The sequence below is a fragment of the Flectobacillus roseus genome, assembly GCF_030056595.1.
Taxonomy (GTDB): Bacteria; Bacteroidota; Bacteroidia; order Cytophagales; family Spirosomataceae; genus Flectobacillus; species Flectobacillus roseus.
On record NZ_JASHIF010000002.1, the window covers coordinates 795,350 to 821,709 of the forward strand.

15 protein-coding genes are annotated in these 26,360 nt (G+C 38.6%); 8 read left to right on the forward strand and 7 right to left on the reverse strand.

The features are described from left to right. Positions 1-19 precede the first annotated feature (19 nt). The 7 genes from QM524_RS03450 to QM524_RS03480 all read right to left on the reverse strand — a co-directional run bounded on the left by QM524_RS03450 (position 20) and on the right by QM524_RS03480 (position 13,994). Positions 20-1,675, reverse strand: a complete 1,656-nt coding sequence (locus tag QM524_RS03450) for a fasciclin domain-containing protein (protein ID WP_283343501.1) — start codon at positions 1,673-1,675, stop codon at positions 20-22. Positions 1,676-1,710: 35 nt separating this feature from the next. After that, positions 1,711-3,216: a RagB/SusD family nutrient uptake outer membrane protein gene (locus tag QM524_RS03455; RefSeq protein WP_283343502.1), complete on the reverse strand. Its 1,506-nt coding sequence runs from the start codon at positions 3,214-3,216 to the stop codon at positions 1,711-1,713. Between the two features lie 30 nt (positions 3,217-3,246). Then, entirely contained in the window at positions 3,247-6,525 is a 3,279-nt protein-coding gene (locus QM524_RS03460; RefSeq protein ID WP_283343503.1) for a SusC/RagA family TonB-linked outer membrane protein, read from the reverse strand. 44 nt (positions 6,526-6,569) lie between these two features. After that, positions 6,570-8,834 (reverse strand): fasciclin domain-containing protein, encoded by a 2,265-nt coding sequence (locus QM524_RS03465; RefSeq protein ID WP_283343504.1) that lies wholly within the window; start codon positions 8,832-8,834, stop codon positions 6,570-6,572. Positions 8,835-9,841: 1,007 nt separating this feature from the next. Further along, entirely contained in the window at positions 9,842-11,968 is a 2,127-nt protein-coding gene (locus QM524_RS03470) for a hypothetical protein (RefSeq protein WP_283343505.1), read from the reverse strand. Between the two features lie 158 nt (positions 11,969-12,126). Beyond that, positions 12,127-13,350 carry an MFS transporter gene (locus QM524_RS03475; protein WP_283343506.1) on the reverse strand — a complete coding sequence of 408 codons (1,224 nt, stop codon included), beginning with the start codon at positions 13,348-13,350 and terminating at the stop codon, positions 12,127-12,129. Between the two features lie 32 nt (positions 13,351-13,382). Beyond that, complete coding sequence (locus tag QM524_RS03480; protein ID WP_283343507.1) at positions 13,383-13,994, reverse strand: TetR/AcrR family transcriptional regulator; 612 nt, start codon at positions 13,992-13,994, stop codon at positions 13,383-13,385. Positions 13,995-14,210: 216 nt separating this feature from the next. Between QM524_RS03480 and QM524_RS03485 the strand changes: the two genes are divergently transcribed. From QM524_RS03485 to QM524_RS03520, 8 genes are all read left to right on the forward strand, one after another. After that, positions 14,211-15,302 (forward strand): helix-turn-helix domain-containing protein, encoded by a 1,092-nt coding sequence (locus QM524_RS03485; RefSeq protein WP_283343508.1) that lies wholly within the window; start codon positions 14,211-14,213, stop codon positions 15,300-15,302. Positions 15,303-15,411: 109 nt separating this feature from the next. After that, positions 15,412-16,434 (forward strand): hypothetical protein, encoded by a 1,023-nt coding sequence (locus QM524_RS03490; RefSeq protein WP_283343509.1) that lies wholly within the window; start codon positions 15,412-15,414, stop codon positions 16,432-16,434. A gap of 181 nt (positions 16,435-16,615) precedes the next feature. Beyond that, positions 16,616-18,013 carry a Gfo/Idh/MocA family protein gene (locus QM524_RS03495; RefSeq protein WP_283343510.1) on the forward strand — a complete coding sequence of 466 codons (1,398 nt, stop codon included), beginning with the start codon at positions 16,616-16,618 and terminating at the stop codon, positions 18,011-18,013. A 302-nt stretch (positions 18,014-18,315) separates the two neighbouring features. Beyond that, positions 18,316-19,674 (forward strand): putative oxidoreductase C-terminal domain-containing protein, encoded by a 1,359-nt coding sequence (locus QM524_RS03500; protein ID WP_283343511.1) that lies wholly within the window; start codon positions 18,316-18,318, stop codon positions 19,672-19,674. Between the two features lie 33 nt (positions 19,675-19,707). Further along, complete coding sequence (locus QM524_RS03505) at positions 19,708-20,835, forward strand: Gfo/Idh/MocA family protein (RefSeq protein WP_283343512.1); 1,128 nt, start codon at positions 19,708-19,710, stop codon at positions 20,833-20,835. Positions 20,836-21,260: 425 nt separating this feature from the next. Continuing rightward, positions 21,261-21,815, forward strand: a complete 555-nt coding sequence (locus QM524_RS03510; protein ID WP_095163687.1) for an RNA polymerase sigma-70 factor — start codon at positions 21,261-21,263, stop codon at positions 21,813-21,815. Positions 21,816-21,869: 54 nt separating this feature from the next. Next, the gene (locus QM524_RS03515) at positions 21,870-22,865 is read left to right on the forward strand and encodes a FecR family protein (protein WP_283343513.1); all 996 of its coding nucleotides are present in this window, start codon (positions 21,870-21,872) and stop codon (positions 22,863-22,865) included. Between the two features lie 121 nt (positions 22,866-22,986). After that, positions 22,987-26,343, forward strand: coding sequence for a TonB-dependent receptor (locus tag QM524_RS03520; RefSeq protein WP_283343514.1), 3,357 nt, complete (start codon positions 22,987-22,989; stop codon positions 26,341-26,343). Positions 26,344-26,360 lie beyond the last annotated feature (17 nt).

Genomic DNA, 26,360 nt, shown 5'->3' on the forward strand with positions numbered 1-26,360 from the left:
AAGTTAAAGTGTTGAAAAATTAATTGCTAACCAGAGAGCCATCTGGCAAATGACGTGGAGAAATCTGATTTTGAGAAATCGGGATAAACTGAATCATGTCGATGTTGTTTGGTGAATGCGTACCATTGATGGCTTGCAATCTAAACATGTGTCTGTCAGTAGTTTTGATGTCCACAGTTCCCAATAATCTACCAGCGGCATTGATGTCCGTACCTGGTGACATATAGATTTTCCAACCTAATGATTCTAATTCTCCAGCACCGAGTGTTGGCACTTGGTCTATAAACAAGAATGGTCTTGTTAATACCTCACCATCGATGGCACCTGTACAAGTAATTGTAAAACTGTTTGAGGTACGTTGACGACGGTAACACATCCACACTTTGTAGCGACCCTTTGGAATAATTGGGGTTTTCATATCTAACCAAAGGTTACGGCTAGGCACACCCATAGGAACTTGCAAATAATCTTTTTTTGCAGCAGTGGCATCGATTACATAGGTTGGAGGAAAGCCTGAATTGGCCCATTGGATATCTTGTATTACGGTACCCACAGGGAAGCTGTAGGTTTTCTTTCCATAATAAGCTGAAAGTTTTTTCATTTCAGGAAAATCACATACATCCCAGTCAATTCTTGTTGGAAGACGCAATTTGATATTATAATGTCCCGAGGCAGCATGTACTACGCCATTGGTGGCAGTATTATCACTTTCTGAACGAACCAATTCAATACCCGGCTCGCGAACTCCATTAAATACATCATCATTCAAAAGAATCGTTTGACCGTCTAGTTTTGAACTAACTACAGTTGGCTCAGTACTAACTTTAGTCAAATGTGAAGTTGCGGTAATAATATCTCCAAGGTATTTGGCACCAACCAAGATGTGATAAGCAACGTAAATGTTCAAACTGTCAGTTTTAAGTTTTGGGTTACCTGTCTGCGAGAATCTTGCTTTTAATTTGGCAAAATCTGTATAACCTGCTTTACTCAAAATCGTATTCGATTCAGCAATTAAGGTCGTAAATCTTTTATCCAAATTGTCGTTCAATACGTTCAAGCTGTCATAATAGCCAGTTTCCTTGAGTGCTTGTGCGAAGATGGAATAGTTTGAATTACTTGTTACTAATTCTGCAATTGATTTAGTGGCTGGTGTCAACACAGCGTCAACTGCATGTAACATCCCGTTACCTGCCTTAATGTTGGTTTCAATAACATTCGCCTGACGGTTCAAGGTATAACTCGAGCCAGCAGCAGAGTTACTAACACCAGACAGTAAATATTGTCCGTACATGGTTACTAAAGGTAGTTTTCCATCTTTGAACGAACTTGTTGTCAAGGTATCTCTGATGACATGGAGTTTTACAATACCTTGAGCTTCCTCTTTTGTTAAGCTTGCCGCTTGTTTACCAGCAGCTGTCAAGTATTTCTGTACTGCCTGATTGTTGGGTGCAAACATAGTATAAGCACCATAGGCATCTAGGAAACTATCATATCCTGCTTTTTCTACAATTTTGGCAAAGTCTCCATACTTATCAGGATACTTAAGGAGGTAACTATAAAGGTTGGCATCGCCAGTGGTTGTTTCTACGATAGTAATATCTGCACATCCCCACAGGCCGATTCCTAACGTGAGAGTTAGGATAAATGCCGAAATTGATTGTATGATATTTTTCATAATCTCAATGGAGTTTTTTGTGAGTGACAGACGCATTATTTATAAAATGGGTTTTGAACCAATAATTTATTCGTTTGAATTTCGTATTGGTAAATCGGTAAATAATGGCTGTTGGGGTCCTTGATTTTTGCTATGGCTGATTGCTGACGTTCAGAAGGAACACTTCTTGCCGTAAGGTTGACTAACAAATCGATTCGTTTGTAGTTGGCACGTTTGGCATTTCTTAATACATCAAACCAACGCTTTCCTTCAAAGGCAAATTCACGAGCTCTTTCCTCTAAGATATAGTCGAGTACTCCACCAGCGCCATCGATATTGGCAGGGTCTGGAGACTGTTCTGTTTGAACAATAGCCCATGCTCTTGTACGGATTTGTTTAACAATGGCGAGGGCTTCAGTTCCTCTATTTAACATAGCTAAAGCCTCGGCTTTCATCAATAAAACATCCGCATAGCGATACATTACTACATTAAACGGGGTTTCACCAGCCGCACGATCATATTTTCTAATAACTCCAGTCGTCATGGTCAATGAAGACTCATCAGCACGTGTGTCGTAGTTGGTCGGGTCAAGTAAATCTTCCGTAAAGATTTCTTCATTTACATATGCCGAAGCTTGGTAGCGTCTGTAGGTAGAAGAGTTTCCTAGTCCAAAAATGGCATACATTGGATAGTTGGTAATACCAAATCGAATGGTGTAATCACTACCGAAAGCCAATTCAAAGATCCCTTCATTTGAGTTACCTGAACGGACCGTACTGAACCAAGCATTGCTACGAGTAGCAGGGTTAGAAACCAAACCAAATTTGGCGCTACTAATCACTTTATTAGTTGCTGCCAATGCTTCTGTTGGTTTTTCCATCCACAAATACACATCAGCTTGAAGGGTGTTTATCATGTATTTTGTCACACGACTATGATCTTTTTCCTTCGTACCGTAGGTAGTTGGGGCATCAGGCTCCGCTTCGAGTAAGTCTTTCTCGATTTGAGCTAGAATTTCTTTTTGAGTCGACTTGGCAATAGGAACAATTTCATCATCGCTACTGGTTGCAGTGATTTTCAAAGGAGCATCTCCATACAAGCGGACGATGTAAAAGTACATCCATGCACGGATGGCTTTAGCTTCTGCCACATGAGCTTTTAGCGCCTCAGTTGTATAGGTTTTGTCCTTATCAAGTACGGCTGGAGCGAATGAAATAACCGTGTTACAGTAGTTAATAATTCTGTAAAAATCTCTCCAGTCTGTCAAAGCATTCGTCGGCAAAATGTTTGAGTTGAGAATATCCAATTCGTTGTTTGTGATACGAAATGAAGGACTAATCATATCAGCACGAATTTCGCCCAAAACAAAAGCCTTTTCTGGAAGTGCATCAATCACTGATGCATAAATACCGCCAACTGCTGACGCAACCTGTTCTTTATTGTTCCAGAATCGATCTTGAACAATACCGTCTTGCGGTCGCAATTCCAACCAACTATCACACGAGGTAGTTAGCAAAAGAGCGCTCAGGGCGATGGTTTGTATAAATACTTTTTTCAACATTTTTCTATATAATAAAGGGTTGAATCTACACTAGAATGTTGCTGCAAAACCAAATGTAACAGTTTTGGCAGGAGGTGTCATCGAGTTATCCGTTGCTACTCTGAATGGATCACTACCTCTCATTTGAACTTCTGGGTCTTGACCTGTGTATTTTGTCCAAGTAATCAAGTTTTCTACCGTTGCGTAAGCACGAAGCGCTGTAAAGTGTAAAGTCTTCAATACTTGTTTAGGGAATGTATAGCTGAAAGTTGCCGTACGGAAACGAACAAATGAAGCATCCTCTACATAACGACTCGAACCTAACCAGTTATAACCAGAGTTGTATAATGCTCTAGGAACCATCGTAACATCTCCTTCTTTTCTCCAACGTGCCAATACTTCGGTACTTTGATTTCCAAAACCATACATATTGGTTGTATTCATTCTGGTAGCATTTACTACATCATAATCACTACGGAAGTTGAAGAATGTAGTCAATTTGAAAGATTTGTAAGAAACACTTCCTCCAAAACCACCCGTGAAAGCAGGGTTTGAGTTACCCAAGTATACTAAGTCCATGTAGTTGATATTACCATCTTTATTGACATCTTCATACATGGCATCACCTGGTTGGAAAGTATAATCAGTATTTGGATAATTGAATCTCATGTATACTGATTGTCCATCTGGTGTTACGATTGGTTCGCCACTTTTGCCTTTGGCTACTGTAGAGGCTTTGTCTTTATAAACACCTAAATAGCGGTATCCATAAAAAGATCCAAACGGATTGTTTACTTGCATATACGTCAAATAAGCGCCGTTCAAGGTAGCATTACCACCTGTACGAGGATACAAATCAGAAATTTCACGAATTACATTGATATTGCGAGCGATGTTGAAATTGAAATCAACACTCCAGTCTTTGGTTTTGTATGGATTGTACATCAAGTTCAATTCCCAACCCATGTTATCCATTGTACCAACGTTCATTTGGACGTTACTAAAACCTGTGTAAGCAGGAATTTGTAAGTTTTCGAAGAATAAGTCTTTAGTACTGTTTTGGTAAAATTCAGCATCTAACGTTAGCTTTCTTTTCGAAGTAATAATGTTTACCCCTAGGTTGCGGCCAATGATTCTTTCCCAACGAAGATTGTTTAATTGCATGGTTTGTGGAACTACAGCTGCATCTCCTAAATATGACCAACCCAAAGTATTGTATTTTCCATAATACAAATAGTCATAGCGAGGTGCATTACCACTTTGACCGTAACTAGCACGGATACCAAGGTGCTCAAAAATATGTTCTAAAGGACGCATAAATGGTTCGTCGGAAAGAATCCATTTGGCCGAAATACTTGGGAACAAACCATAGCGATAGTCTGGGCCAAAGCGTGAGTTACCATCTCCTCTAAGACCCAAATCAATGATATAGCGGTCTAAAAATCCGTAGTGAACATTCCAAAGTAAACCTACATTACGCGTTTGTGAAACCCCAGAAGCTAATCTGGAAGTAGTCAAACGTGCAGGGTTTGAAGCATCTGTCAAATCCGAAGAAGCGGTATTGGTTACATAGGATTCTTGCCAAACCGATTTTACATCAGAGGTATTCAATGCCCAAAGCGAAGTGAAATCATGCTTGGTGTTTTTGATTTTTGGGGTATAAATCAAAGTCGACTTGGTAGTTACCGCAAAACCATCCGCATCGCCATCTGTCGCTACGTTTACAAAAGAACTCGTAAAAGCTTGTCCAGTGGCTACCTGTGGCAAAAACGAGCTTGTCTTGTTGTTATTGATGTCAAACTGGACATCAAAAGTAGCTACCCATCTACCCGGCGCAAGGTCATATTGCACTTGAAAGTGAGGAATAATACGTTCTGAAGTAATAATGTTTTTAGCAGATTTTACCATGGCAACAGGGTTATAAGTGGCATTGGTCAAACCTGTAAAAGTACCTTGAATGTTGGTCAATGGAGAGAAAAAGTTTCCTGTCAATTGTCCCAAGTCGTTGTATTCATAGATACTCATGTTTGGCATTTTACTGTAAGCTACCGAGCGAACCAAATCTTTATTACCTGTCAAAGAAGACACATAGTTACGATTGTTTACAGAGTGCGTAAAAGAAAGGTCAGTTTTAAAACGGATTCTATTTGAAACGTTATAGTCCAAGTTGATACGAGTATTGATACGATCTAATCCCGTTCCAATCGTGGTACCTACTTGGTTAAAATAACCTGTTGATGCATAATATTTAGCTTTCTCACCACCACCCATAATCGATACGTTATGGTCTTGAGAATATCCCAACTGTGTGATAGCATCTACCCAATTGACATTCTGACTATAGTTGTTATACCAATATGGATCGTTAGGGTCATACTGGAATTCTTTGATGTTTTGGGTATTCAAAGGAATCCCGTTTCTATTCATATATGATTCAGGAATCAACATCGAATATTGATCACCCGAAAGCATTGGAATGGCATTTGGTTGCTTTGAAATAGAGCCTTTAAAAGTGTAAGTTACTTTCGGTGTTCCAATGGCACCACGTTTGGTATTAATAACCACAACTCCATTGGCAGCACGTGAGCCCCACATTGCAGTAGCAGCCGCATCTTTTAACACGGCAATATTTTTGATATCCGAAGGAGCAAGGTTCAAAAGTGAAGCATAACCCATTTCGTCAGCAGTACCGAAATTGAAGTCAGACGGAATGGATGTTTCGTAAGGCATACCATCAACTACAATCATCGGGTCGACAGAAGAGTTGATAGATGAAGTACCACGAATACGAATTTGCATCCCTGTACCTGGGTCACCAGAGGCAGCTGTAATATCTACCCCTGCCAAACGTCCTTGAAGCATTTGGTCGATAGAGGTTCCTTGCATATCTTCCAATACCTTTGCATCGATTTTTGCCACAGCAATGGTCGTATTTCTCTCAGAAACCGTCATCAAACCATTATCTGTTGGTTTGGCTGTAACAACAACTTCATCTAAGTCTGCCGAACTAGATTCCATCCAGATTTTGATATTGCTACGACCCTTGATGGCTACTTTTTGAGTTTTGAAACCAATACTTGAAAATGAAAGGGTATTATTCTGGTTTGAAACTCTGATAACGAAGTTGCCCTCAACATCGGTAGTAACACCTTTGACGATACGGTTATCTCTATCAAGCTCAGCAACAGTTACACCGATTACCGCCGAACTATCCTTCGCTTCAACAACTTTCCCTCGAACCGTAAATAGGTTGGGGGATTGGGCATGGCTCCAGCTAACTCCTGTCAGCACCAAGCCACATATTAAGAGTATTTTGGTTAATATTTTCATTGGCTGTGAACATAGCTATTCACTATGTAAGTTTGGTTGGAGAATTAGTTCGACTTTAGGTAATTGTCTATCAAGTGAATCACTGCGCGGTTCGACAAGTTGTTGCTTTTGTTGACAATCACTGTGGCCTTACGCAACTTAGCATCTGATAAACTCATTGCACCTTTGCTGTTCAAAACAGTGACATTCACGGCATCGCCGTTCGCATCTTTTAGGAGCGTTTCCATCGCACCTGATTCTTTACCGTCTGTTGCCACAGCCTTTTTGTTCAAAATATGGTAGTTGATAAAATCTTCTACTTTTTTCTTATCCAATAAACTAGTTGGGTTATATACTGGCGTCTTTGTTGCACCTGTTCCTGTACCAGGCAAAACACCATCATTCACCGCTGCCTGAATAGCCGCATTGTTAGGAATAAACAGTGTGTAGAAAGTACCTTCACTTACATTTGAAATGGCAAAAGTGGCAGCAGTATATAAGGACGAGTTTTTCAAGTATTCGAAAAAGTATCCAAAGTCCGAATTTAGGGTAGGGGCTAAGTTTGATAAATCTTTCCCGATTGGATCAGCAACAGTAGTATTTGCAGGTGCGAAGTTTAAAACTCCATTGGTATAATATACTTTTCCGTTAGAAGCTGTTTTACTACCTAATACCGATAAAGGTGCAGTTTTAGTACCAGTTGAATATACTTTGTTTCCATCAAATCGGATATATTCACCGTTGATGGCATCAATGACGCCAGATCCAGAAAGGTTGTCCAATTCTTTGTTTGGTGTATAAACCACCGAAGTAGCTACAATTCGCTGAAGGTTAGCCAAAATCGAAGTTCCTGATGTACGAGTTGTTGTGCCCGGCGCTGTATAACCCCATTCACTGTTAGCAACGTTAGCTACAGATTTCGATATATCATAATCGTACCCTGCTGCCTTGAACAGGTCATCGCTAATCATGAATAAAACATAGTTTACTCTCGGGTTCAGGATCGTATTTTTCCAGTCCATATCCAAAATTCGAGTCATCATCGAGTATTTTGGATCTAAGTATGATTTTGAATATACTGATGAGAAAAGGTTAGATTCTTGAACTTTATTTGTTCCGTAGAACATGGCGTTACTCAAGATTTTCTTTTCTACTACGTTAGCATTTGCATTAAAACGCGCTTCCTCTCCCAAAGCATTGAAGGAGTTTTGAAATTTTGTTGGCCAAACAGTTGATGGAAACAAATGCGCATTGATCAAATCGATGATGATACCTGGAGGCATCGCATCTAAAGATTTGTAGTTCTCCAATAACACACTGTTTATGTAAGGCGTCAGTACATCGTTAGTAGGGACGAAAATACTCCACATATCTAACTGAGCATCATTTTCAGCGATTTTTGAAAAATTTTCACAATTGGGTGCGAATGTTAAATACTTACTTGAACTAGCCTGTTTGTTGTAGTTTTTTACGTAAATCTTATCTCCTTTGCCTGTCAGGTTGGCGTATTTGATAGTCATCGCATCATTTAATCCGTAGGTAGCTGCATATTTTTCGATGAGGTTACGGAATACACTATACTCAGGTTTGTTTCTGATATACTCATCAATGGAAGGTTGTACTGTAGGAACGTCATCAATTTCGTGAATCATACCATTTTCAGCAAAAATATCAGCATTTACCACCTTAGAGTTCATTACGTTAAAACCACTGTAGTTTACATTGGGATAAAAATAATTGTAGTCGGCGGCAGTAAGACCACGAGCACTCAAATACTCATCTGTAAAATAAGAAATATGTTTGTTGTTGTTGTCTCCAACAATGTAACTGCCGTTTTGACGGTTAGTTGCTACAGACTTGAATGAATTTCCATCAAACGATTTTTCATCGTAAAATCCAGTGTAATAGGCGGTTTTTCGTCTAAATGCACGTGAGTCTTGCCATCCAGTGGGTGCCTGATAATCTGCCAAGCGGTTTTTGTCAAAAGCATTAAATACCAATAAGCCCTGAACAATTTCACGGGCTTTTGTTGAATCTAAAGCGTTGAGACTAAGACCAGCTGAGGTAAAATACTTGTTGAAAGCGTCATCATTTGGAGCAAAAAAAGTCCAGTAACCTGCACTAGATAGTGTACGTTGGTAACCACTTTTATCTATGACTCCCAATAAGGTTTTGAAGTTGCCTCTCTTGGTGAGCACTTGATAAATAGGAGGTTCTAGTGTCTCAGGACGTTTGTAGATATCCAACTCTTCTTTGGTACAACTACCTAGAAAAGTACTGATGAGCACACTCAGTACCAGCCAGTAGCGAATAGAGTATCGATGCATCATGCGTTATTGTTTAATTTGAGATTTACTGATTTAATAGATTAATTCTATCGGATTTATTAGTTTACTGTATAATTCTTGAATGATTGGCTGGCATAGGCACTGACGGGCAGTTAGCACCAGCATTAAGGGTTAAAATTATTAGGTGTAATTAAATAGTGTTATAATGACACAATTGCCGTAGATTTACTTTTGCGTAACTAAGAAACAGCAGATATATTCATCACAGAAATTTATTAAAAGGAAGCTAAAGGGTGGTTACACGTCAAACCAAAGAGATTTGCTTGTTTGTATGTAGTAAATTAATTGACTTGTTATTCATTAAAGGTATATGTTTTCCCATAGGATTAAATTGGTTTTTAAAAGGTTATTATTCAGCTTGTATTTCGATGGTTTGGTAATACTTTACTTGTATTTTCGGTGTAAAATAACTAGAAATCCAATCTATAACCATCATGCTTCATCCTGTTAGTGATGAAAAATCTTGGAATAATTCAATAATGTTTTTTGATTCTAATTAATAACTTTTTAAAGTACAAATTTTTGTCTAAAATACACCCAGACAGCCAATTAGATGTGCTATCGGGGATATACATGAGTCATTCCTTATTGAGTGGTTTGGTGATTAGGCGAATGAGTGATTATTTTGAATATGTATTTTACTTGCAGAGACGCAATGTTTTACGTCTAACGAGGGCGTTATTGTTATTTTGAGGAAAAAAAGATGCTTGAGGCTTAACGGGTATTTGGTGTGATAATTAACTACATGCCTAGCTCATGACTGAAGATTCCAATTAGTGGGTGAATTTATTCACCCGTGACAAACAGTAAAACGGCTTCATTAAAAAGCGGTCGAAAAACAATTTTCGACCGCTTTTTGGATACTACTATCTGATGTCTGACTCTGCTTGAGACGCAGTCATTGCGTCTCTACTGCTAGAATACAAATTTTATAATAATCACTCATTCACTCAATCTCAATTCACTCAATTAGGAATGCCTCATACTTCCTATGGCATTTTTTTGAAACCTTCCCATTTTACCTTCCATTGTCCATTGGTTGGAAACGAAGTTTTACCAGCTGGTAAATCATCTCTGTTACACATCATGGCGATCGTTGCGAGTAAACCACCGTTTCCAGGCAAATACAAACGTAGACGTTCGTCCTGAAAGTTGTGTCCATTTGGCAAATAAGTATTGGTTCTGATATGCATCATCAATCCGTCAATGGCTTTTTCTGGTCGTCCTAGGCGCGCGGCAGTCATGGCAACCATTGGGAAATCCCAACCCCATGTATCATGCCATTGCCATACATCCCAAACCTTGTCAAAAGTACGTTGCATTGTCGGCATATCGAGCATTGGTGTTGGCGGAAGCATACCCAAAGCTCCCAAAACCGAAGGGTGATCTGTCAAAAATTTAGGATTAGTATAAGAGTCTTGTGCCGATTCGGTGGCTAGATATACGCCATCTTTTACAGGTAGTTTTGATAAATTTTGAAGGATTTTATCATACTTTTCGTTGGGTTTCAAACCCATAGCTTTGCGCCAATCTTGTGCAACTTTCAAGGCCCAATGCCAGTAGACTAATTCATAGGTAGGATTGAACGTTTCTTCTGGATTAAATCTTTCTTGCGCTGGGATAAGCCCTTTTCCTAGAATATATCGTTTATTTTCTTCATCCCAATGCGGATATGATGCCATAAAATCTGCTGTAGCAAATACCAATTTACTGTATTTTTGTAAGGTTGCTTTCGTGGGTTTCTGACGACGAACTAGCTCTGCAAAATAGATAAAATGAGGTTGCTGCCAAATCAAAAATGCTCCAACCGATGACGGAGATTCTTCTCCAGCAGGATTGGTCATTTTTTGCCATCTTGCTCCATCGTAGCCTTGACGTTTGGCTATTCCTACAGCATTTGGATACACTTTTGTATACCAATCCAAACTTTTTTCAAGTAAATCTACTCTTCCCCATAAGGCAAAATGTATTCCATGCCACCAGTGCATTTCTAGGTGCGGTTTTCCATACCAAGAGTTGTACGTTAATCCTGTTTCTTGAGGAGGCTGTTCGTTAGCACACTGTATTTTGGTTAAGTATTGAGAAAGCACAATTCTTCGTTCTAACTCTTTTGCACGGACATCTGTACTTCCTTCAAAATCGATTGCGCCACCGCTATTCCAAAAGCTTTTCCAAGCCGAGATATTACGTTGGTTAATAGCAGGGAAATGACTTGCTGTCGTAGGTTTTTTTTCTGAAAAATTGGCTGAAAATTCCCAAGTACCATCTCCAACTTTAGGCGTTAAAATAAACTCATGAGCTTGTTGGCTTGCGATAGTCGCATTTTTACTCCAGTCTAATCTGACAAAATACTGGTCTGCATCTAACTGATGTTTTACTACTGCCGATTGACTTTGAGCTGACACAATGGCTGATTGGTGTTGGTCTGGATTTTTGTAATTTGTACCGCTATCCAAAAATTGATTACTAGGGAAAGGAAATTTTAGAAAAACCTGAATTTGCCCAGTTTTCAATAAAGCAGATTGAATATTTACCGAAACGATATCCTGATTTGGGTCGCAAACCGTAAGCACAGTCACGGGCTGACCTTCCAAGGTAAAATGACTGGTAATTTGCCCAGTGTAGGGATTTAATTGCTGGTTTTGAACCACAATATCTGTTATCTGTGCATTGCTACCATCTTTTTTCTTGAATATAAAACCAAGATTCCCAAGCTGTAATCGATGAGGGTTTTCACGATAATAGTTAATTGCTTCCTTGCTCTTGGCATTTTTAGCTCCTTGCACGCTGTAAGTAACCTTGCGTCCATTGAGTGTATATTCCTTTAAAGTTTCCTCGAATTTGACATTCTCTTTATTGGGAAAAGAGTGCCAACCCCAAACAGATTGTGTACCAAGCGGTACACCATTGGTATAATATTTGGGAAAACTCTGGAGTCCAGTGGCATCAACGGTAAAGGCAAATCGACCATTTCCGACTGAGAGTGAGGCTAATGTGTCAAATGAGGCAACAGAAACAGTGTGTCGTTCGACAACCGCTTTACGATTAATTTTCTGTGCATAAGAAGAGAGGTAAGTCATTCCCAGAAGTCCTAGGAGCATTAATTGTTTTTTCATCATCCTTCAATATTAGATCTAGTTTTTCTCAAAAGAGCATTTTACTAGATTTATACTGAAAGAGGGGTTAGGGTTTAGTTAAAAGATAATCTTAATAGAAAATATCGCCGAATGCCGATAGCTGATAGCCAAAACCCTAACCCCTGACCCCTCATAACCTATTTTGCTTCTTTATTTTTGACAAAATTATCTACCCATTTCATCAAAACTACTGAAATAACCATACTTGCAATTACGGTATATCCCAACCAATCATATCGTTCCAAATGTCCATCTGGCGCTTTTACAACGATTGCGCCTGCTAATAAAGATGCCAAACCACCCGAAATTTGTTGAATAGAAGAGTTGACACTCATAAATGCACCTCTATCTTCAAGGTTTGGAACGGATGTCATTAGAGCCGAAGCTGAAATCATACGTGAAGAAATTCCTGCAAACATAATCACGTTGATTACCATAATGATTTGAAGTGGAGTTGTTCCGAGATTACAAAATATACCCACTAATAATGAACTGATAGCAGAACCAATTACAAACATATTATACTTACCAAAACGGTCACTTAATTTTCCAATCATTGGCCCAAAAAACAAGGCTGCCACACCTGTAACAGCATATAATAGTGGAAGTTGGTCGAGCGTTAATCCTAAGTTTTTGGTACTAAAAGCACTCCCAAATGGCATCAACATGAAACCACCAGTAGCCAATAAAACCGTGCTAGAAAAGGCTCTTAAATAATGCGGTTTTGATACGGTATGAAATAGATGCACAAAAGGATTTCCATCCTTTTGTAGGGCTAAATGGCTTGTTAAAGGCTGCATTTTAACCAAGATAATTATGCCAACTAGGATACCTACCATCACAATCATCCAAAATGGGGCATGCCAATCAAACATATTGGCGAGTTGCAAGCCTATTGGTAATCCTAATACCTGACTAGCTGCAAAAGACATTTGGACAAATCCCATAACACGTCCTCGAACCTCCGGCTTGAAAATATCCGAGATCACAGCCACAGATACAGAGCCAATAACACCTCCAAAAATACCCGTGAAAATACGAGCCGCCATCAGTAACTCATACGTCGGAGCCATAGCACAAAATGCAGTACCGATTAGAAAACCTACGTAGAAAAATAAAAGGAATTTTTTGCGGTCAAATTTGTCAGCAAATCCCGCTGCCAGTAATCCAGAAGCACCCGCGCTAAACGCATAGGCTGAAACTACTAGTCCAAATTGTTGTGGCGTAATATGAAGTTCTGGCATGAGGATAGCACCCAAAGGTGACAAAACCATGAAATCAAGCACGACTGTGAATTGAATAAATGAAAGTACCGCAATCATGAATTTCTGATAGCCAGTAAAGATTTTTTCTTGTTCCATTGAGATAGATAATTGAATTATTAAGAGAAATTTTAGGGTTGAAGTGATTTAATTACTTGTTTAAAGGTAAGATACATTACCTCTTCTGTAAGCTCAAAAGGTTCGCCTGCCATATTATGACCATCTTGGGCAAAATGAATTAATTGATAGAGAGGAGCAAATGCCAATGTCCAGAAAACTTCTTTAGGGAGAGGAATTAACTCACCTTTTTTAATAGCGCTTTTTAGAAATTTAGTCATATTGTTCCTAAATTCTTGAAAGTATTCCTCCCCAAGTTTTTTCTTATAAGGAGAGTTTCTGAATTGTTCAATAAAAGCGGCAGCAATTGGATTTTCAAGCACATATTTCGCTCGGTTTTTCCACTGTTTCCACAAACCAGCTTCAAACGACTCCTCAAAATCAAAATCTTCAAAAGTGACTTCATGTATTTTTTGTCCTACCTCTATTCCTAATTGCACAATGAGGTCTTCTTTATTTTGAAAATAGATGTATAAAGTGGCTGGTGAAACATTGGCAGCTCTGGCAAGTTTGTGCATACTAAAGCCATTAAAGCCTTCTGCTACCAATAACTCAAGGGCTTTTGTTCTGACTAATAGTTCTTTTTGTTCATCTCTTAATCTCATAGCACAAATATAAATGAACATTTGTTTATTTATAAATTTATTAGGAAGATTTATTTTTAAAGAGTTAGCCCAGAGGAAAATAGTGTCAAATTAGGCTACTCCAGAGTCGTTTCTAAAGTATCCCTCCAATATAAAATTTCCTTTTTTGACCTGGAGGCAATCCTATTTCAAGTAGATTTTTGTACTTTCCCTATTCAATTTTATTTATTCCTAAATCTCTTGTCACAACAAATATTTATGATTCATTCTTTGGCTGCTGGTTGCTTTATTATTTTAGCGTTTATCGTTATTATAAATCCTCCAGCACACAACACAAAAGCAAAATATTGGTTTAGTGGGTTTTTGTTTTGTGTAGGGTTGGGCTTGGCAGAAAGAGATTTGTACCAACAAAACTCTGATTTTGTCGTACTAAGCGAATGTAGTCGTTTCTTGATTGCACCATTTTTATACTTTAGCATTGTTTATTTCACGAAGCCCAAATTCCTATTTTCTGTATATTCCACCCTTCACTTTATCCCATTTGTAATCTTTAGTTATTTTGCACTTACGTTCCTGATTAATAATGAATATCCCATCATTGTGCCTGTACAAGGAAGTAAACATTTGGGTTTTGCGTTATCCATTGCTCTAAAGCTCCAAATTTTAATTTATTGGGCATACTCATTCTTTTTATTAAGAAAACATAGAAGAGACATTCAATTATTTTCAACACAGACCAATCAGTTAAATCTGAATTGGCTAAATAACTTGTTGTATATTATTTTGGTCATTATAGTAGTAGCCTTGCTCGGGGCAAGATTTTCCCATTTATCTATACATCAGTATTTGCCGATTATTTACTGTTTTTGCTCAGGATTTATTGCTTATTACATTCTTCCACAGAAAGAAATTTACCCTTTTCCCGAAAAGGTAAAAATAGAAATCCAAGAAATTATTGATGTTTCGTCTTCAAAAAAAAGCGCTTCAGCTCGATTAAGCGACACCGAAATAGCATTTTTGAAAACCAAATTGGAGACAATTATGGAGGAGGAGAAACTCTATTTACAAAGCGATATTACGCTATTTCAACTGGCAGAACACCTTCATATTTCTACACATGACTTATCTTTTTTACTAAATAAGGGGCTTTCAATCAACTTCAATGATTTTATCAATAACTATAGAATTGATGAAGCCAAAAGATTATTGATATCTCCTAAGCACACTCATTTAAGTATTGAAGGTATTGGGTATGAATCGGGCTTTAGTTCTAAATCTTCGTTTTTTACTAGTTTTAAGAAGATTGTGGGACTATCCCCCTTGGCATATAAAAAAATAAGTTTGTCTTAAAAGCTTGGTATTTGGTTCGAATGGATAATTCTGAACTCTGGGTTGAGGGTTTGTCGATAGTTTTGACAAACTTAAATTTCAAAAGCCCATGCGTTTTACCAAAAAAATCATGCTTTCTATCATTTCAGGATTGGTAGTTGCAAAAGTGTTAAGTCGAATCGGACTTGCTTTTTTAAAAGCTGTTCCAACCTCAATCATTATTTCAATCAGTGTTGTTTTTCTATTTTCTTATGTAGTGTACTTCTTGAGGAGGGCGAAAAAAGAAACTAACTTTGATAAGATTTATAAACTCCAACTCGCACTGCTATGCGGTGCCGTTGCCTTTGATCTGATTACTTTTGGCTGGCAAAAAATTTACCACCTACAATTTATTGTCCCATTGGGTATGCTAGACTTGCCCTTTACCGAAATCGATGATGTCTCGTTGATGTGGGCATTTTTTGGACACTCCTATCCCTTTACTGTTACAATAGGACTAACCCAAATGTTGGGCTCACTTCTACTGCTTTTTTCTAGAACCAGACTTCTTGGTGTTTTTATTTTGCTACCCATTCTTGTCACCATCTTATTCATTGACATTTTTTATCATCTGGACATAGGTGTAATTCTTCATGCGCTCATGTTAATTATGGCTCTAGTGTATCTGATTTTTCAAAATATTGAATTTGTACAAGCCTTCTTTTTAAATCAAAAATTGAATACTTCTGATTTGCTAGACCAGAGCTCTTTCAAGAAGACAATCACCCGTGTTCTCATACTTTTTTTACCTCTGGTATTAATATTATTGAGATTACCCATTGACAAAAACCCACAGTTGACAGGAAAATATCATGTTCAAACCATCAAAATCAATCATGTGAATACTACGGCAAAATCACCTTATGACAGTACTTTGACAAGAGTTTATTTTGATATTGGAAATGACATTGTATTCGACTTTAATACGACTGAAAGAAGATACATAGGCACTTATCAATTGAAAAATAATCAGATAGTAGCAAAATGGCATTTTCCTCGAAAAGACTTACCAATATTTAGCGGTAAAATTAGTTTAGCCAATAACCAAATTCTACTGGTAGGAAAAATGGGAAAAGATTCGGTGGAAATTTACCTAAAGCCTTTTAAACGTTAGTTTCATAGTAAAGTAAGCTTATGAATCCCCTTCGAATTAGGGCTTAAAAAATAGTCTAACCTCAGTTTTCGCCTATTGTTTCTACAATTTTTCCCTTCGATATTAATATTTCGAGTAAAAAAATACTCCCACAAGGCTTTCATGATTAAAATCTCCCAAACATAATAATCCTATTTTAATCATGAATGAAAAAAAAGACAATGGTATGAGTCGTAGAGGTTTTCTCGACTTATCCATTAAATCAACCATAGCAACAACTGCAGTCATTTCTGGCTTTCCGACGATTGTTCCTGCCTCTGTGTTTGGTAAAAATGCACCAAGTAACCGTATTACCATCGGTGCGATTGGAACAGGTCGTATCTCACGTGGTCACGATATGCCAGGAGTTTGGAAGTATGATAATGCCCAGATTATTGCAGTTTGCGATGTCGACAGCAACCGTGCCAAATTGGCCAAAAATTTGGTAGTGGATACTTATTCGAAGAAAAATGGAAAACCTTACGATGGGGTAAACGTTTATACCGATTATCGTGAGTTGTTGAATAACAAGGATATAGATGCCGTTTTAGTGAGTACTCCTGACCACTGGCACGCGCCAATTGTGATTAGTTCTGTTCGTGCAGGAAAAGATGTATATATGCAAAAGCCAGCCTCTCTGACTATTTCAGAAGGTAGAGCCATGGCGGATGCTGTAAAACAAACCAAAAGAATAGTACAAGTAGGTAGCCAACAGCGTTCGAGTTGGCAGTTTAGATATGCTGCCGAATTAGTAAGAAATGGCAGGATTGGCGAACTCAAAACTGTATATGTGGGCTTGCCGGGTGACCCGGGGGGCGAAGTTGAACCTCAAATGTCGATTCCATCAAATCTCAACTACGATATGTGGCTGGGTACAACACCAGAAGTATATTATACAGAAAAACGGGTGCATCCTCAAGTAGGTTTTGACCGTCCGGGTTGGTTGCGTTGCGAGCAGTTTGGGGCAGGGATGATTACAGGTTGGGGTTCACATCATATCGACTGTGCTCACTGGGCTATGAATATGGAACATTCGGGGCCAGTAGAAGTGTGGGGACGTGCAGATTTTCCGAAAAGTGGTTTGTGGGATGTTCACGGGATATTTAGAACTGAGGCTATGTATGCCAACGGAGTAAAAATGGTGGTAACGAATGAAATCGCTAACGGTATTCGATTCGAAGGAACAGAGGGCTGGATTTTCGTTTCTCGTGGGGATGCTTCCGTGACTTCATCGGACCCTATTGCCAAACAACAAGCTGCCAAAGCGATTGATGCTAGTAATCCTAAGATTTTAGAATCGGTGATTGGTCCGAATGAAATTCATTTGACCGAAAGTAAAGACCATCATGGCAACTGGTTGGAAAGTATTATTTCACGAAAAGACCCCATTGCTCCAGCCGAAATCGGTCACCGCTCATGTAGTGCTTGTTTATTGCATCATGCAGCCATGAAGCTCAAACGTCGTTTGTATTGGGACCCTAAAAATGAGAAATTCCTGAATGACCCAGAGGCAAATACTTTATTGTCGAGACCTCAAAGGGCTGCCTACGCAGTTCGATAATGTAGAGACTCAATGCTTGCGTCTCACACACAAAGCTGATTGTTTTCAATAGGACTTATTCTTGAGGTAATCTACCGCATTTGTTGCTGTCGCATGGTTGCTGGAGATAACTCCAGCAACGGCCCACAGGGCAGTCTATGCAGTTCGATAATGTAGAGACGCAATGCTTGCGTCTCACACACCAAGCTGAATGTATTCAATAGGACTAATTTAGGCTTTGTTGCTGACGCATGGTTGCTGGAGATAACTCCAGCAACGGCGTAAACGGCATAAATGATAATCATTTATATAAAATTTTTGTAATGAAAAAAAGATATTTGTTAGCTGCCGTGTTGATGGCGGGATTTTCTCAAACTTTTGCTCAAAAGAACGAGCAAATCAGATTAATTACCCTGGACCCTGGACATTTCCATGCGGCCTTGGTTCAAAAAAATATGTTTCCTAACGTAAGCGCCGAAGTGAAAGTCTATGCGGCTCAGGGGAAAGACCTAGATATGCACTTGGCTCGTATCAACGGCTACAATACTCGTGTGCAGAACCCTACAGCTTGGAAGGAAATTCTGTATACTTCACCTGATTTTTTTGAGAAAATGGTCTCAGAAAAGGCAGGAAATGTAGTAGTAATGGCTGGAAATAATAAAAAGAAAACAGAGTATATCAAAAAAGCTATTGATGCAGGATTTAATGTTTTGGCGGATAAGCCAATGGTAATCGATCCACAAAACTTTGATATGTTGAAGGCTGCCTTCGAATCAGCAAAGAAAAAGGGTGTCTTGCTCTACGACATTATGACAGAACGCTCCGAGATTACTACGATGCTTCAAAGGGAATTTTCAATGGATGCTTCGGTTTTTGGTACCCTACAAAAAGGAACCCCTGAAAATCCCGCTGTTACTAAAGAAAGTGTTCACCATTTCTGGAAATATGTATCTGGAAGTGTGCTTACGCGTCCAGCTTGGTTTATGGATGTAGCACAGCAAGGTGAAGGTATCGTAGATGTCAATACGCACTTGGTAGATTTGATTCAATGGGAATGTTTTCCCGAACAAATCATAGATTATAAAAAAGACATCAAGCTCACTTCTGCAAAAAGATGGTCAACAGACATGACATTAACACAGTTTAAGGAAATTACTCAGTTGGAGCAGTTTCCTCAATACTTACAAAAGGATGTAAATCGTGATGTTTTGAAGGTATATTCTAATGGAGAAATTAATTATACCATTAAAGGAGTGCATGCAAAGGCCTCTGTGATTTGGGCCTATAAAGCTCCTGAGGGCGGTGGCGATACGCATTACTCTATTATGCGTGGAACCAAAGCCAATCTTGTAATTCGTCAAGGAGCAGAGCAAAAATACCAACCTGTTTTATCTATCGAACCACTCAAAAACTCAACAGACTTTGAGAAAAAGCTTGTTTTGGCGGTTGCTAAAATTGCACAGAAATATCCCGGGATAGAAGTCCAAAAAACCTCAAAGGGTTGGGATGTAATTGTTCCTGATAAGTACAAAGACGGTCATGAAGCGCACTTTGGTTTGGTAGCGCAACGCTATATGCAATACCTGAAAGATGGAAAGTTGCCTGTTTGGGAGGTTCCTAATATGTTGGCAAAATATTACACAACAACAGAGGCTTTGAAGCTTGCTCAAAAAACAAAATAGTTTTAGTGAAAACTCCCCTAAATAATTCAGTCAATGCAAAATAATAGAAGAGAATTTATAAGAAATACCTTCGGTACCGCTGCTGGAATTGTACTAGCTAATCAGGCTGCAACTGCCTCAAATACTTCAAGCGCAGAGTTAATGAATGCCGAACCTAGGATTAAGTTTGCCGTAATTGGTATGAACCATGGGCATATCTATGGTCAAGTCGAGGCTGTTATTCGTGGAGGAGGTCAATTGGTTGCGTTTTATGCCAAAGAAGCTGATTTGTTGGCTGCATTTGCCAAACGTTATCCCAATGTCAAACAAGCAAGTTCCGAGGCGGAGATATTGAATGATAAGTCTATTCATTTGGTATTAAGCTCTGCTATTGCCAATGAGCGTGCGCCTTTGGGTATACGTGTGATGAAGTCAGGTAAGGATTTTATGTCTGACAAACCTGGTATTACTACCCTTGAGCAATTAGCTGAAGTTCGTAAAGTCCAAAAAGAAACCAAACGAATTTATTCAATTTTGTTTAGTGAACGCTTGGAGAATAAGGCTACTGTTAAAGCTGGAGAATTAGTAAAAGCAGGTGCAATTGGTCGAGTGATTCAAACCATTGGTATGGGGCCACACCGTATTAGCTTGTCTTCTCGTCCTGCTTGGTTCTTCAACAAGGAGCAATTTGGAGGAATTCTTTGTGATATTGCTTCTCACCAATTTGACCAATTTTTGTTTTTTACTGGGTCTACCAAAGCTGAAATTGTAACTTCACAAGTTGGCAATGTGAACCATCCACAATATCCAAACTTTGAGGATTTTGGTGATGTTATGATGCGTGGTGATAAAGGTACTGGGTATATTCGGGTAGACTGGTTTTCTCCAGATGGCTTAAAAACATGGGGCGACGGTCGCTTGACTATTTTAGGTACTGAAGGGTATATCGAAATTCGTAAAAATATAGATATTGCAGGTAAAGAAGGTGCTAATCATTTGTTTCTTGTAAATCAAAAAGAAACTGTACATATCGACTGTAACGATGTGGAATTACCATATGGTCGTCTTTTGGTAGATGACGTGGTGAATCGAACTGAAACTGCCATGTCTCAAGAGCATTGTTTTTTAGCCACCGAATTAGCGATTAAAGCTCAAAAATATGCCAAGCAATTGAGTATTTAGTTAGAATAAGGTCGGTTTAAAGGCACAAAGTGGTTAAGGGTTTATGTATGAAAAACCTCAATCATTTTGTGCCTTTTTTAGTTTTTGAGACTACGCCATTGACTTTGAAGCATTGGTAACTCATGGAAAACTGATTCGACCTTAGTATTCTATTCACTTATTCATAGTTTTGAAACTAAATTGTGAATTGTATTTTTCAGATATTTAATAAAATTGTTTAAATATCTTTTCATAGACTTAACTTTGCATTAATACATATCAAATCATTCTTCTGCTTCAGAAATTACACCTTTAGTAAAGCTAATATCAGCCTCTTCCATACAACTTGTTGAAATATTAATATAAATTTTCAAAGAATATTTAAAATCAATTAGGGATTTTGTCCTGTTGTTTGACTATACAGTAATATACCCTGAATCAAATCTATGAAATATCAAAAGTTAACGGATGAGCAGTTGGTGGTGCTAATCATGGAGGATAATAAATATGCCTTTGAGGAGGTTTATCATCGTTATTGGTACAAACTTTTTGGTGTGGCCTATCACGAAATAGGCACAAGGGAAGAGGCCGAAGAGCTAGTCCACGATTTATTCGAAAGTCTTTGGAATCGCCGTCATCAACTCAACATTAGGATGTTGAGTGCCTACCTTGTTGTGTCTATCAAACACCTAAGTACTAATTTTATAAAATCCCAAATTACCAATAGAAAATATCAGGAGTACCTCATTTTTAGTGAGTTGCGACAATCTCATGCCACAGAGGAGGTTGTACATTTTACCGAGCTATCCGAGGCCGTAGAAGAGGCCATGAAAAAACTTCCAGAAAAAACTTGTGAGGTTTTTAGAATGAGTCGGTTCGAGAACCAATCAGTTAAGGACATCGCAGTGAAACTAAACCTCTCTGAAAAAGCGGTAGAATATCATATTACCAAATCTCTTAAACTCCTAAGAGAAAATTTGAAAGCCTACCATCAATCATAAACTATGTTGAAATGTAAACACCTAGCGTGATTATCTAATTAGCCTTTTACGAACATGAATCAATTTGAATTTGACCAATTACTCGAAAAATATCTGAACGGGGAATGCACCCCCGAGGAGATTGCTTTTGTTGAGCAATGGTCTGAAAATATGCTTTCCATGGCAACCTCACCGCTGAGTGTGAGCGAGCAACAACAAATGGAAACACAACTCTGGGAAAAAATCCAACAAACTGTAGGTATTAAACCTTTTCGATGGAAGCCTTTGGCTTTGGCCGCGAGTATTGTGCTCCTGATAGGTCTAGGAATAAAATGGTACACTTGGCAGGATAGCCCCGAACATCTTATCCGTGAGTCAATTGCCTCAAGCAATTGGGGCGTTATTGACTTAACCAATCATTCTAACAAAGTCCAAAAATTAACCTTGGAGGATGGGAGTGAGGTTCAATTAAACCCTAATTCCACGATATCCTACCCTGAACATTTTGGACAAAAAACCAGAACTGTATACCTCAAAGGGGAAGCGTTTTTTTCTATCAAAAGAAATCCAGCCAAGCCATTTGTGGTACATACCGGTGAGTTGGTTACTGAAGTTCTTGGGACGAGTTTTACCATTAAATCCTACGAGAATGCCAAAGCAATAGAGGTTTTGGTTCGCACAGGTAAAGTGTCTGTCTATGAGCGAACTAAGGCAGAAAATACTAGGAAAAATGGGGTGATTCTAACTCCAAATCAAAAAGTGATTTTTGAAAAAGAATCCAAAAAAATTATTCCAAGTCTGGTAGAAGAACCAGTTGTGATAGTGCCTCCTGTACAACCAACCCAACTCATTTTTGAAGATGCTCATCTTTCGCAGGTGCTGCAACGCCTAAAGGAAAGTTACATGATTGATTTTGAGATAGAAAGTGATGCTTTTGAACATTGTGTTTTTACAGGAGATATCAACGACCTTCCACTTCATACGCAATTAAATCTCGTTTGTAAGGCTGTGAATGCCAGCTATGAACAACGAGGAACCGTTATTTTTCTTTACGGCTCAGGTTGTAAATAAAAAAACCTACAGTGCGCGAACACCGTAGGTGCATTTCCTGCTCGAACTGCAATTCGAGTACCCACTGCAATGGGTCTCAGGGGATGTTTTTATCCAGTTACAGTTAAAAACAATTAAAATTATGAAAAAAAACGTACTATTTAAAAAGATTCTCTCCGAAGCAATGCGAATCACTTTGACCCAGCTATTGCTGTCGTTTGTGTTTTGTGGGATAACCCTAGCAAACGATGCTTTTTCTCAAGAGGTACTCAACAAGAGTATTTCTCTGAAACCAGAAACAATCACAGTTAAAAGAGCTTTAACGCAAATCGAAAGACTTGCTGATGTAAAATTTATTTACAGTCCAAATTTGATTCAATCAGAGAGAAAAGTAAACCTTTCTTTCGACAATAACCGTTTGTCAACGATTCTTAATGAATTTTTGACTCCTTTAAATATTTCTTATGAAGTCGTTGGTAACAGAATAGTACTTAGTAAAAAGGAAATAGAAATTGTTCCTCAAACGACTAATACGAAAGAACTCCCAAACGTAATAAACGCCGATATAAACATAACAGGACAAGTAACTGACGAAAAAGGTCAGCCTTTGACTGGGGTATCGGTGTTGGTAAAAGGTAGTACAAGAGGAACTACATCAGATGGATCTGGTAATTTTAAAATTGCAGTGCCAGATAACAATGCGGTATTAGTTTTCTCATTTGTTGGGTATAAAAAGCAAGAAGTGAGTGTGGCTGGTCGAAGCAAAATTATGCTTTCTCTTCAACCTGAAAACCAAAACTTAGAAGAAGTTGTGGTCGTAGGTTATGGTACACAGTCTCGTAAAAACTTGGTTTCTGCGGTAACTACCATTAAGCCTGAAGACCTAAACAAGGGGGCTATTTCAGATGTTGGTCAATTGCTTCAAGGAAAGGTTCCTGGATTAAATATTACTCGTAGTGGCGATCCAAACCGTTCTGCGGCGATTATTTTACGTGGGGCTTCTACACTTCGTGACGGAGCGCAATCACCACTTTTTGTAATTGATGGTGTGCCTGGTGCAGATATTTCACTCATTGCTCCAGATGATATCGCTACTATGGATGTATTGAAAGATGCCGCTGCAACGGCTATTTATGGTAACCGTGCTTCAAATGGTGTGATTATGGTTACTACTAAGCGTGCCAATAAAGGACAAATGCAGGTGTCTTATGGAGCATATATGGCAGTTGATAAAGTTTCGAATAAATATGAAATGATGGATGCCAACCAGTTGAAATCTTTTCTTTCTGCCAATGGACAGGCTTTAACTGCCGACGACGACAAGGGAGCTAATACCAACTGGCAAGATGCAGTACAACGTCGCGAAGCATTTTCCCAAAACCATAATTTATCTTTTGGTGGTGGAACAGAAAATACAGTCTATAATGCCAGTATCAACTATTTCAACCAACAAGGTATCATAAAATCTTCTGGATTGAGCCGTGTGGTTGCTCGTTTGTCGATTGAGCAAAAAGCAATGAATGATAAATTGAAATTCGGCTTGTCTGTAACCAACTCTATGAGTGACGCTGATTGGGTTCCGTATAGAAATACCGTGCTTGCACAAATGTTGACGTATTTACCGACTTCGCCAATTAAAAATCCTAATGGTACTTGGTTCGATAACTTCAACAAAAGTAGTTATTATAATCCTGTTTCATTAATTGAAAATGGTACTGAAAAATTGAAATACAAAAGTCTCATTGGTACATTCTTCACACAGGTGAAATTACCTTTCGGACTAACGTATGATTTGAAACTTTCTTATCAAAGTTTTCAAACCAACTATGGGGCATATTACAACAGCTATTACACACAATACTACAACAATATCAGAAGTACGCCAGAACCCCCAGGTAACCCATCTTTCATAAATTTGGTTGGTACAAATGGTTTTGCTACCCGCAACTCATACGAGAATCGTCAGAATCTACTAGAAACTTACTTGACTTGGGATAGACAATTCGGTGATCATTCCATCAACGCTGTTCTAGGTTATTCTTGGCAAGAAAGTATCAACGGAGATGGTTTTCAGGCTACAAGTACCAACTTCCCAGTAGATGCAGTCAGCTATAACAATCTTGGTATGGGTAACCCATACGCTATCCCTTCTTTCCGTGTAAACTACGGAGGCGATAACTATCAACAGGTGCGTTTGATTTCTGATTTTGCTCGTTTGAACTATAATTTCAAAAACAAATATTTGTTACAGGCTTCTGTTCGTCGTGATGGTTCGTCTGTTTTTGGAACCAATAAACGTTGGGGGTATTTCCCATCAGTTGGATTGGCTTGGCGTGTAGACAATGAGTCGTTTATGGAAAATCAGAAGATTTTTGATGAACTCAAATTGCGTGTAAGTTATGGGGTAACAGGTAACTCTTTGGGTTTTAGTCCTTATACTACCAAATTGATTTATGGAAATGTTGGTACATTTTACTACAACGGAACACAACAATCTGCCATTGGTGCTTTACAAAATGAAAATCCTGATTTAGGTTGGGAAAAAACAGCTACAGCCAATATAGGAGTTGATTTTGCTGTGGCAAAAGGAAAAGTTAGCGGTAGTTTGGAAGTTTATGACAAAACTACTTCTGACCTAATCTGGACTTATCCAGTGAGTACAGTGTTGTATCCTAATGGTTCATTGACTGCCAATGTAGGTAAAATGAGCAACAAAGGTGCAGAGTTAACGGTAAATGTGGCTGCTGTTAGAACAAAACATTTTTCATGGAATACAACTTTGAACTTGGCACATAACCGCAACAAAATTGAAAGCCTGTCAAACTCTACCCTCAAAACAGATTCTGTAAAGATTGTACAGCCAGATGGCGGAGGTCAAACAGGTGAAACAGTACAAGTTATCGTGGCTGGTATGCCTATCGGTCAGTTTTATACGTACGAGTACGCTGGAAAAAATGCGAATGGTATTTCACAATACTACAAAGCAAACGGCGAGTTGACAACCCGTCCTGAGATTGGTAAAGACTACCGTATGCTCGGAAACGCTCAACCAAAATTGTTGTTAGGATGGACAAACTCGTTTACCTACAAAAATTTTGATTTGAATGTATTTTTCCGTTCGGTGATTGGGAATAAAATCATGAACGTAACCCGTGCAGATTTGTTTAGACCAAGCACTGCTCGATTTACCAATATTCCTGTAGAAGTAGCAGGTGAATCGGCTGCTGATTTCAACTCATACCGCTATTCATCAAGATTTATTGAAGATGGTTCTTATTTGAGATTGGATAATGCCACTTTAGCCTATACTTTCAAAAATTTAGGAAAAAATTTCAAAAGAGTGAGAGTGTATGGCTCTGTAAATAACCTGTTTGTCATTACTGGTTATAAAGGAATTGACCCTGAAATCAACCAAGGTGGTCTTGCGCCAGGTGTAGATGCAAATAATTTTTATCCTAAAACTAGAACCTTCTTAATTGGTGTAAATGCGTCTTTTTAAAAGAAAATCCCCTGTTT

Coding starts and splice junctions, on each gene's coding strand:
- QM524_RS03450 (WP_283343501.1), bottom strand. CDS start 1,675: ATGAAAAATATCATACAATCAATTTCGGCATTTATCCTAACTCTCACG.
- QM524_RS03455 (WP_283343502.1), bottom strand. CDS start 3,216: ATGTTGAAAAAAGTATTTATACAAACCATCGCCCTGAGCGCTCTTTTG.
- QM524_RS03460 (WP_283343503.1), bottom strand. CDS start 6,525: ATGAAAATATTAACCAAAATACTCTTAATATGTGGCTTGGTGCTGACA.
- QM524_RS03465 (WP_283343504.1), bottom strand. CDS start 8,834: ATGATGCATCGATACTCTATTCGCTACTGGCTGGTACTGAGTGTGCTC.
- QM524_RS03470 (WP_283343505.1), bottom strand. CDS start 11,968: ATGAAAAAACAATTAATGCTCCTAGGACTTCTGGGAATGACTTACCTC.
- QM524_RS03475 (WP_283343506.1), bottom strand. CDS start 13,350: ATGGAACAAGAAAAAATCTTTACTGGCTATCAGAAATTCATGATTGCG.
- QM524_RS03480 (WP_283343507.1), bottom strand. CDS start 13,994: ATGTTCATTTATATTTGTGCTATGAGATTAAGAGATGAACAAAAAGAA.
- QM524_RS03485 (WP_283343508.1), top strand. CDS start 14,211: ATGATTCATTCTTTGGCTGCTGGTTGCTTTATTATTTTAGCGTTTATC.
- QM524_RS03490 (WP_283343509.1), top strand. CDS start 15,412: ATGCTTTCTATCATTTCAGGATTGGTAGTTGCAAAAGTGTTAAGTCGA.
- QM524_RS03495 (WP_283343510.1), top strand. CDS start 16,616: ATGAATGAAAAAAAAGACAATGGTATGAGTCGTAGAGGTTTTCTCGAC.
- QM524_RS03500 (WP_283343511.1), top strand. CDS start 18,316: ATGAAAAAAAGATATTTGTTAGCTGCCGTGTTGATGGCGGGATTTTCT.
- QM524_RS03505 (WP_283343512.1), top strand. CDS start 19,708: ATGCAAAATAATAGAAGAGAATTTATAAGAAATACCTTCGGTACCGCT.
- QM524_RS03510 (WP_095163687.1), top strand. CDS start 21,261: ATGAAATATCAAAAGTTAACGGATGAGCAGTTGGTGGTGCTAATCATG.
- QM524_RS03515 (WP_283343513.1), top strand. CDS start 21,870: ATGAATCAATTTGAATTTGACCAATTACTCGAAAAATATCTGAACGGG.
- QM524_RS03520 (WP_283343514.1), top strand. CDS start 22,987: ATGAAAAAAAACGTACTATTTAAAAAGATTCTCTCCGAAGCAATGCGA.